Here is an 8055-nt window from a genome sequence, read left to right on the forward strand (position 1 = left end):
ATTTATATAATGTATTGTTGATAAATTTGTAAAGTATGTTTCATCCTTTAATGAAAGTGTAAATAAACAATTAGCTAAAATCTTTGCTAATTGATACTTTTGCAGCACCAAATCCCTTAAAAGTTTAGTCTTGAAAACTCCTAAAAGCCTCATTGTTTTAGCAATAATAGTTTCGGTGGTATTAATGGTGGCAAAGTTTTTTGCCTACTTTATTACGCAATCAACCGTGATTTTAACAGATGCTGCTGAAAGTATTGTTAATATTGTTGGAAGTACATTCGCCTTTTATAGTATTTATCTTGCTGCTAAGCCTAGAGATAAAAATCATCCGTATGGTCATGGTAAAGTAGAGTTTTTTGCTGCAGGCATTGAAGGGGTGTTAATTTTTGTGGCGGGTGTGCTAATTTGTGCAAAAGCGATTTTTGCCATTATTGAACCACAAATGTTAAAGGAGATTAGCTTAGGAGCTATTGTCATTGCATCAACAGGTGTGATCAATTACCTATTAGGCTATATTTTGGTAAAAAACGGGAAGCGTATCAATTCCGTAACACTCCTAGCCGACGGTAAGCATCTCCAAACTGATGCCTTTAGCTCTGTTGGAGTTATAGTTGGTTTAGGACTGATTTACGTTACGAACTACCCACCGATTGATGGTATTTTATCATTGTTGATAGGTCTTTACATCATTTTTAATGGTTATAAGCTGGTTCGAAAGTTTGTGAGTGGATTAATGGATGAAACAGACTTCGACCTTTTGAACAAAATAGTTGAACAGTTTAATCGTAATCGCAGGCCCGAATGGATTGATGTACATAATTTGCGTGTGCAACAATATGGTGCTGATATGCACGTAGATTGTCATGTCACCTTTCCTTGGTATTTCGATTTAGAGCGCGTACATCAGGAAGTTTCGTGCATTGATAAACTGGTTGGCGAAGGCGTTGAAGGTAAAGTGGAATTTTTCATTCATTCAGACCCATGCTTGCCGCAATGTTGCCATTATTGTAAGGTCGAAAATTGTCCCGAACGTAAGGAGAATTATCGTAAGGAAATTGAATGGACAGTTGACCTGCTCATGGAAAATCAGAAGCATTTCGAGCATTAACAATCTTATTACATTATTGTTAAATGCGATTTATGGTTTGTTTGGGTTTATTTGTTTTATTAATATTGAATTATAAAATGAAGAAACATCTTCCTATCCTTTGTCCATAACCATTAATAGCATGCAAAAAAGATTCAATATTCGTGTTTACGGAATCCTTATTAATGAGAATAGCGAAGTGCTTGTTAGTGATGAATTTGAGTATGGTTTGGAGTTTTCCAAGTTTCCCGGTGGTGGCTTGGAGTTTGGAGAAGGGACTGTTGATGGATTGAAACGCGAGTTTATGGAAGAATGCGGTTGTGAAATTGAAATTATCGACCATTTTTATACAACCGATTTCTTTCTCGAATCGATGTTTGGGGGAGGTCAACTTATCAGTATCTATTACATAGTTAAAAATATTTCTCCTTTAGATATACGCATTGTGGAAAAACCTTTTGATTTTGAGGAAAGGATCGAGCTTGCACAATGTTTCCGTTGGTTATCCTTAACCAAAATTAAACCGGAGGATATGACCTTTCCAATTGATAAGCATGTGGCTTCAATGCTAAGAACCCGTATCCAATCTTTCTCCAATTAATATTTGTTATTTCTTTTCATGAAGAAAAGCCTACTTCTTTTTTTAGCCTTAATCTGCTCTACATCTGGATTTTCCCAAACTCTAAAACAACGTTTAACAGCAGGAATCAACAGTCTTCAAAACGATGCTCAACTTAAATATGCCAGCATTAGTCTAACAGTGTTAAATGCCAAATCTGCAGCGGAGGTGTTTACATTAAATGCCAATCAAGGCTTGGCAACAGCGTCCACTCTAAAAATAATAACTTCAACAAGTGCACTAAGTTTGCTTGGAGCTGACTATACTTACAAAACGCAATTTGGATATTCGGGTTATATTGATAATCAGGGTGTATTACACGGCAATTTGATTATTAAAGGAAGCGGTGACCCCACTTTGGCTACCTGGCGCTATGAACAAACCAAAGAAAATCTGGTATTAAATAATATTTGCAATGCGGTTAAGTATGCAGGAATTAAAAAGGTAGAAGGACTTTTAATTGCTGATGATAGTGCATTTCCTTCACAGTCGTTACCGGATGGATGGATTTGGCAGGATATAGGTAATTACTATGGTACTGGAAGCTCTGCGCTTACGTGGCGAGAAAATCAATTCGATATTAATTTAAAGGTCGGAAAATCGGTTGGCGATTCAGTAAAAATTCTTTCCATTAAGCCCTCAATGCCGTATTTGGGCTTGAAGAATGAATTAACAACTGGCCCAAAAGGGACGGGTGACGAAGCGTATGTTTTTCTGGCTCCATATACTACAACTGGCTATATAAGGGGGGAAGTAGGAGTTGATGAACAAAATATCACAGTTTCGGCGGCTGTTCCTGACCCAGCTTTTGAATGTGCCAGTGAAATTAAGAATGCTTTGGCTCAAGAGAATGGATTAAAAGTAGAGATTACCACCGCTCGCAGATTAACTTTAGAGAACAAACCTATTCCAGTTTTGACAAAAAGTTTGATTGATATCCAGTCGCCACCATTGAAGGATATTGTATATTGGTTCAATAAAAAGAGTGTTAATCTTTACGGTGAACATTTACTGAAAACTATTGCGAAAGAAAAAGGTAAGTCAGCTACTACTAATAATGGGGTTGAACTGATCAGAGAATTTTGGAGTAAGCAAGGTATCGACAAGAACGCTATAAATATTTCCGACGGCAGCGGACTTTCACCTGGTAATCGTGTTGCCGGTATTGCTATGGCAAGAGTGCTGAATTATGCCCGCGCACAATCTTGGTTTAGTGCTTTTTATAATTCATTGCCCGAAGCCAATGGTTTAAAAATGAAAGATGGATTTATAAACGGGGTTCGCTCTTATGCCGGCTATGTAGATTCAAAAGATGGAAACACCTACACGTTTGTTTTTATCATTAATAACTTTAGTGGCAGCCCCAAGGAAATGCGCCAGAAGATGTGGAAAGTGCTGGATTTAATGAAATGAGGAAAGAGACCCGACCAGCTGTTTTTGTTTGGCTTTTCACCATCCCAAACTTATACTCAAACTGCTTCCAGAAAAGTGTGCAAATGAAATTTTGGTTTAAGATTTCAAACTTAAACCCTTTAGCCGCTAATTAATTGAATATCTACTAAAATAAACTGACTACTTCCATTTTTAGTGGTTTCCATTAGTGCCAAACAAATGGAGTTTTTCCTCTTCATCTTATAATCAGGATATTTTATTGGCTGTATTTTTCTGATTTATTCTTTTTCTATTCAATTAGATTGGTTATGAGAATCATCTTTCTTACTTCTAACGGTAATCAAATACACAAAGCTTGCTGTCAAAGATGTGTCTTAAAAATATTGGTTTTTAGTTAGTTATGATAAAAAAAATGATTTTTGTCATGTTCGCGTGATTATAATAAAATTTAATTAAAAAATAAAATATGCAACTCGTAAAACATTCACAATCATGTTGATAAAATTAAATAAATTATAATAAAAATAATTTGCATTTTTGGAGAAAATTGAATATATCTAATTCCAGAGGTGTTCAATTAGTTAAGTGCAATTCAAAATTAGTTAAGTGCAATTCACAAAATAAAACATATCAAAATGATCAATCTAAAAGTAAATCCAAGTTTTAAGACAGCCCTTATTACATTATTAATTTCTGCTGCTGTTTTTACTTCATGTAAAAAGAATGAAACTCCAGTTGTTGAAGAACCCAATGTGCCTGAATATTATGCAGATAGGCCGGTTAATGTACAGGGAACAGTTGAGGTAGACAGTCGGAAAGTTGTTTTTAACGTTTGGGATAGCGGGCAAATCGATGGAGACATTATTACCTTGGTTGTAAATGGTAAAAAAGTAATCTCAAATTATACTTTAACTGGGACTAAAAAATCAATTCCGGTTACATTGGATAATACGGGATACAACTATGTTTTGTTATATGCCCACAATGAAGGATCACTAAGTCCAAATACGGCAGCATTATCTATTGAAGACAATACCGGAGAGAAAAATTTAGTGCTTTCAGCAAATTTAACCAGTAATGCAGCTTATAATGTAGTTGTAAACTAACCTATTAACTGTAAATATTTATTAAACTATAATTCAGGAACATGAAACACATTGACTTTTTAAAATTTTTCATCTTAACGGTTATCGTATTTTGCGGTTTTTCAGCAAGTGCCCAAGATATTATTTATAAAACCGATAAGACGGAAATTAAGGCTAAAATTCTAGAGATCGAAGAGAATACTGTTAAGTATAAAAAATTCGAGTTTTTGGAAGGCCCTTCATACAGTTTAAAAAAATCGGAAATTTTCATGATTATTTATAAAAATGGTAATCGTGAAGTTTTTGAAAATACACAAACCGCAACTGTTAACACAGTCCCAGCAACAACACCAGCCTCAAGCCCGCTGTCAAATCTTATGACCGGTAATAGGACCGCTACCACGAGTGCTCAAACTGCATCGGTTTCGAATACTCCAAATACTATAGCAACACCTGTTAAATACACACCGAGCAGGGCTTATGCGTCTTTCCCTACAAATGGTTTTTCTCTAGATGTAGATCAAGAATTTAAATTGATCGCTAATTTTTTAAACTTAGGTATGGGAGCTGGACTGTCTACATTTGATTTTGCCGGTACTTCTTCTGCATCGTATGGAGTTCAAATATATGCAGCTGGATATCTTCCGGTTAATAGAATGATGGGTAATTATGAGAAGCAGGATGTAGGCTTTTTCCCTTTTATTCGTTTAGGTGCAGGATTGACCTCAACTACTTTTGAAAGTGACTATGTTGATGGTGGTTCTACTACTTCTTTCGGCGAAAGATATGGAATTGGCGCTGATTATAAATTTACCCGTGGGTTTGGTGCAACGCTTATGTTATCACAATTCAAAACCTTGGGCCTAGGAATTAATTTTAGACTTTAAGCAGATGAGGCCTCTTTTTGTCATTTAAAACAGAAGAGTGCCTTAACTATTTAATATAAAATTCAAAATTTTTTTACTTAACTACTAAAACCTAAAAAAATGATCAAATTCATGACGAAGTTTTTAACAATTTTATTTGTTTCATCTTTAGTTCTTGTATCATGTAAAGAAGATGAACCATCAGTTTGTGATGGATTAAGCCAAAAGGATGCTGAGGCTTATTACAACATAGCTATGCAATTCTCTAACAATCCAACTAGAGCTAATTGTAATACATTAAAATCAGCTTCATATAATTTAATTAAAAAATTCGAGAAATGCGATCAGGCTACCAAGGATCAAATTGCTCAATTGACAGCTGCATGGGATAATGTTGATTGTAGCTATATAGACTAATATAATCCGGGAGTGAGTTCCTATGAGCGTGCTCAAAAGTACTTACAAAATACCGCAAATAGGCCTTTCAGAAATGAAAGGCTTATTTGTAAATGGGTTGTTATTATGAGCAAAGAAAAGCCGATTAGCTTTAAAACCTTTAATGAGTTTTATTATCGGCAAGATTATTTAACGCAGTAATTAATTTTTAAAATATTAAAAATGAAAAATTCAATTTCAAAATTTTTGGGGATATTATTTGCAGTATCTATTGTGATTTCATCCTGTAGCAAAGATAAACCTGTTAGTTGCGATGCATCAGTTATTGAAAATGATATTGAGCACATAGAGGATTTATTTGATAATTTCGATGATGATCCTACTACAACTAATTGTAATAAAATTAAAAAAGGTATTTCTGATTTTATTAATAAATACGAGGATTGCGATGAAGCTGGGGCAGAGGTGGATGAAGCAAGGGAGTTTCTGAATGACTTTGATTGTAGTGATTTATAAGAAGAACTGACACCAAATTCTCTACTTTTCTAAAAATTAGATAAGCTGTAATGGCTAAGACTCATCTGATAAATGAGTGTTTTTTAGCCATGACAAAAAAATGATTTTAAAGCGGTTGATCCAAAGTCAACCGCTTTATCATTTAAATCAGTAAAACCATGCACTATGAAACCGAAAATTAAATTCAGCTTTATATATTTCCTTTTAACTATGACCTTATTTGCTGCTGAGGTATTCATTGGGAAATATGTTGATGATAAGATCATAAGGCCTTATGGGGGAGACTTTTTAGTGATAATGCTGATTTATTGTTTTGTAAGATCTTTTTTGGATATTTCTGTTCTAAAATGTGCTTTGGGTGTACTTATATTCTCTTTTTCAATTGAGATCTTGCAATATTTTAATCTGGTTGAAAAACTTGGGTTAGGGCATATAAAACTTGCTCGAATAGTAATTGGAACATCATTTGCCTGGACGGATCTGTTGATGTACACTCTTGGAACTTTGACTGTTGTTCTTTTGGAGTACATTATTGGTAACCGGGTTCGTCAAACCAGAGGTAAGGTAGAGGTCTTATAAAAATATCAATGAATCCTACTACTAAACCTAAAATTAGTTTATCAATTCTTGCTCTTTTAATCAGTTTGGTCTCCATTATATGGTTATTAGAAATTAATCGTCAAATAGCTATAGCATTCGAAAATTCTGATGGTAAAACCAGAGCACTATTTGGCATTATTGAGATCCTTTCTTTTGGGTACAAATACTACCTTGTTATTCCCGGACTTTTTGCTGTGATTTTAGGAGTTTTGGGCTTAAAACGAAAAGAATCAAGACGGTTATCTATAGCATCAATTTGTTCTGGTCTTTTGATTATTTTATCAGTGTTTATAAGGCTATGGACAGTTATGGTGTCAACACTTAGTTACTTCGGTGCTTAAATCGATATCATTCTCCTTTAAATCTAAGCTCTGATACTTTTCTTCAACTCATATCTTTTGCTGCCAGGTAAAGGAGAATGTTTTTGAGGATTCTCTCATCAATGATTCATTTCAACTGATCCGATTTTCTTTTCCTTACAATTTTCACAAAGGTTTTTAGTCATTAAACTGTTACGTAAGCAGCACTACTTAAACAGGAAATTACGTAGTAGTACGCTGTTTTAGGCAGGGTTTTATAATCAACTTTGGTTTGTTAAATCATTGATTTATAAATAAATAAAAAAAACTTGTAACCTTTTTAAAACAGTGCTCGTCAGAGTAAAAAAACAAACTAACACTAATACAATACAACAATGAAAACGCTCTCTAAATTAATCGCTCTTGCATGTGTTGCTTCAATGACCTTTTTGTGGACTGGTAATGCACTAGCAGCCGACCATTCAAAAAAAATGCAAACTACTTATCAGCTAAAAGATTTTAGTAAGATTAGTGTACACGGTAATGTTCGTGTATTAATAAGCAATGCAGATAAAAATCAACTATCGGTATTAAGCAAAGAATCACTGGTAAATAAAAAACTTCGCTTTGAAGTTAAAAATGGAGAATTACAGATTATTTCTACTGCTGATGCTTGTACTGAAGCCCCAATAGTATTACTTAATACCTGTAACTTAACTTCAATAACGGCCGATGGTAATGCTTCAATTGAGTCACCAAAAACTTTTAATGCACTTGAACTTTCTGTAGACCTCGCAGGCGGAAGCTCTGCTGATCTCGACTTGGATGTATTTGCATTAACATCAAAGGTATTGGAAGGATCAAGTATTATGGTTAAAGGTTCAGCAGATACACATACCATTAAAACAGATCGAAGTGCCTGTATCGACGGATCTTTATTTGTGGTAAGTAAATGTTATGCCGAACTGAATGGTATCAATAGCTTTAAAGCATTTGTAAAAGACACTTTTGACTATGTAAATGATGACGCATCCAAAGTTACATTTGCCGGTAGCACAGTTTTAATCTCAGCGAAGAATCAGTTAAACTGATTTGGATTATTAATATATATCTGTCTAAAAGATAAATGAGGCTGTCTCAAAAGGACGGCCTCTTTCTATTTTCAGGGGTTATCAACAAGTTAAAGCAGGATTTG

The 8055-nt window shown here is 34.4% G+C and carries 10 protein-coding genes; all 10 read left to right on the top strand.

Going from position 1 to position 8055, the window contains the following annotated elements; genetic code table 11:
• The first annotated feature begins 130 nt into the window (after window positions 1-130).
• On the top strand, window positions 131-1108 hold the full coding sequence (locus NF867_RS18200) for a cation diffusion facilitator family transporter (protein WP_252589833.1): 978 nt from the start codon (window positions 131-133) through the stop codon (window positions 1106-1108).
• A gap of 121 nt (window positions 1109-1229) precedes the next feature.
• A complete protein-coding gene (locus NF867_RS18205; protein ID WP_252589834.1) occupies window positions 1230-1688 on the top strand; it encodes an NUDIX hydrolase in 459 nt (152 codons plus the stop codon).
• A gap of 18 nt (window positions 1689-1706) precedes the next feature.
• The gene (dacB, locus tag NF867_RS18210) at window positions 1707-3119 is read left to right on the top strand and encodes a D-alanyl-D-alanine carboxypeptidase/D-alanyl-D-alanine endopeptidase (protein WP_252589835.1); all 1413 of its coding nucleotides are present in this window, start codon (window positions 1707-1709) and stop codon (window positions 3117-3119) included.
• A 614-nt stretch (window positions 3120-3733) separates the two neighbouring features.
• Window positions 3734-4204, top strand: a complete 471-nt coding sequence (locus NF867_RS18215; protein WP_252589836.1) for a hypothetical protein — start codon at window positions 3734-3736, stop codon at window positions 4202-4204.
• Between the two features lie 41 nt (window positions 4205-4245).
• Complete coding sequence (locus NF867_RS18220; protein ID WP_252589837.1) at window positions 4246-5070, top strand: hypothetical protein; 825 nt, start codon at window positions 4246-4248, stop codon at window positions 5068-5070.
• 111 nt (window positions 5071-5181) lie between these two features.
• Entirely contained in the window at window positions 5182-5466 is a 285-nt protein-coding gene (locus tag NF867_RS18225) for a hypothetical protein (RefSeq protein ID WP_252589839.1), read from the top strand.
• Window positions 5467-5667: 201 nt separating this feature from the next.
• Complete coding sequence (locus NF867_RS18230; RefSeq protein ID WP_252589840.1) at window positions 5668-5961, top strand: hypothetical protein; 294 nt, start codon at window positions 5668-5670, stop codon at window positions 5959-5961.
• A 165-nt stretch (window positions 5962-6126) separates the two neighbouring features.
• Window positions 6127-6540: a ribosomal maturation YjgA family protein gene (locus NF867_RS18235; RefSeq protein WP_252589841.1), complete on the top strand. Its 414-nt coding sequence runs from the start codon at window positions 6127-6129 to the stop codon at window positions 6538-6540.
• A gap of 8 nt (window positions 6541-6548) precedes the next feature.
• Window positions 6549-6902, top strand: coding sequence for a hypothetical protein (locus NF867_RS18240; RefSeq protein ID WP_252589842.1), 354 nt, complete (start codon window positions 6549-6551; stop codon window positions 6900-6902).
• 353 nt (window positions 6903-7255) lie between these two features.
• The gene (locus NF867_RS18245; protein ID WP_252589843.1) at window positions 7256-7951 is read left to right on the top strand and encodes a GIN domain-containing protein; all 696 of its coding nucleotides are present in this window, start codon (window positions 7256-7258) and stop codon (window positions 7949-7951) included.
• Window positions 7952-8055 lie beyond the last annotated feature (104 nt).

The organism is Solitalea agri (assembly GCF_023914155.1).
In the GTDB taxonomy this organism is placed as follows: Bacteria; Bacteroidota; Bacteroidia; order Sphingobacteriales; family Sphingobacteriaceae; genus Solitalea; species Solitalea agri.

Excerpts from the sequence above, each read along its gene's own strand:
- NF867_RS18205 (WP_252589834.1), top strand. The coding sequence starts at position 1,230 with ATGCAAAAAAGATTCAATATTCGTGTTTACGGAATCCTTATTAATGAG.
- dacB (WP_252589835.1), top strand. The coding sequence starts at position 1,707 with ATGAAGAAAAGCCTACTTCTTTTTTTAGCCTTAATCTGCTCTACATCT.
- NF867_RS18215 (WP_252589836.1), top strand. The coding sequence starts at position 3,734 with ATGATCAATCTAAAAGTAAATCCAAGTTTTAAGACAGCCCTTATTACA.
- NF867_RS18220 (WP_252589837.1), top strand. The coding sequence starts at position 4,246 with ATGAAACACATTGACTTTTTAAAATTTTTCATCTTAACGGTTATCGTA.
- NF867_RS18225 (WP_252589839.1), top strand. The coding sequence starts at position 5,182 with ATGACGAAGTTTTTAACAATTTTATTTGTTTCATCTTTAGTTCTTGTA.
- NF867_RS18230 (WP_252589840.1), top strand. The coding sequence starts at position 5,668 with ATGAAAAATTCAATTTCAAAATTTTTGGGGATATTATTTGCAGTATCT.
- NF867_RS18235 (WP_252589841.1), top strand. The coding sequence starts at position 6,127 with ATGAAACCGAAAATTAAATTCAGCTTTATATATTTCCTTTTAACTATG.
- NF867_RS18240 (WP_252589842.1), top strand. The coding sequence starts at position 6,549 with ATGAATCCTACTACTAAACCTAAAATTAGTTTATCAATTCTTGCTCTT.
- NF867_RS18245 (WP_252589843.1), top strand. The coding sequence starts at position 7,256 with ATGAAAACGCTCTCTAAATTAATCGCTCTTGCATGTGTTGCTTCAATG.